This is a genomic window from Nocardia elegans NBRC 108235 (genome assembly GCF_001612845.1).
In the GTDB taxonomy this organism is placed as follows: Bacteria; Actinomycetota; Actinomycetes; order Mycobacteriales; family Mycobacteriaceae; genus Nocardia; species Nocardia nova.
The window spans coordinates 1-507 of sequence record NZ_BDBF01000117.1; the positions used below are offsets into that span (position 1 = coordinate 1).

A 507-nucleotide genomic window follows, 5' to 3' on the forward strand; every position below is an offset into this window, starting at 1 on the left:
CCTCGGCTGTCACCGACGCGATCGTCGCGCAGTACTCCGATCCGGGCGACGAACATCGAGACGCACTGATGCTGATCACCACTCACCCGGCGCTGCGCACGGCGTTCCTCGGCGCCACCGCGGCGATCACGCCCGCACTCGAGGATGTGATCGCCGCACGGGTGGGGGACGCCGGCGGGCTCACCGCGCGGGTCCTCGCCGCCGCCGTCGCGGCCGCCGTCCGCGTCGCCCTCGAACAATGGCTGCAACCGGTCGAAAGCATCGCCGGCTTCGTCGTGACCGCCGGATCGCTGCCCGAGCAGCTGCGGGCGGCGCTGGCGCCGCTCGACCCGGCATTCGACGCGGCCGAGGGCAGGTGACCGCGCACCCCGCGAGGGTGCGCGGTCACACGTTCAGCCCAGATCCGCCGCCGCGGATTCGTTGCCGGACAGGCTGATTCCGAGATTCGCGGCGGTGCGGTCGATGTCGTCGTCGCCCTGCTGCAATTCGATCGTGGCGCCGTCGGCC

Annotated in this window: 1 protein-coding gene; it reads left to right on the forward strand. The window is 72.4% G+C overall.

Annotation, left to right across the window (positions count from 1 at the left end):
• Positions 1 to 359: acyl-CoA-like ligand-binding transcription factor (locus tag NE2_RS36530; RefSeq protein ID WP_444980081.1), on the forward strand; the 359-nt coding region annotated here is incomplete at its 5' end.
• Positions 360 to 507 lie beyond the last annotated feature (148 nt).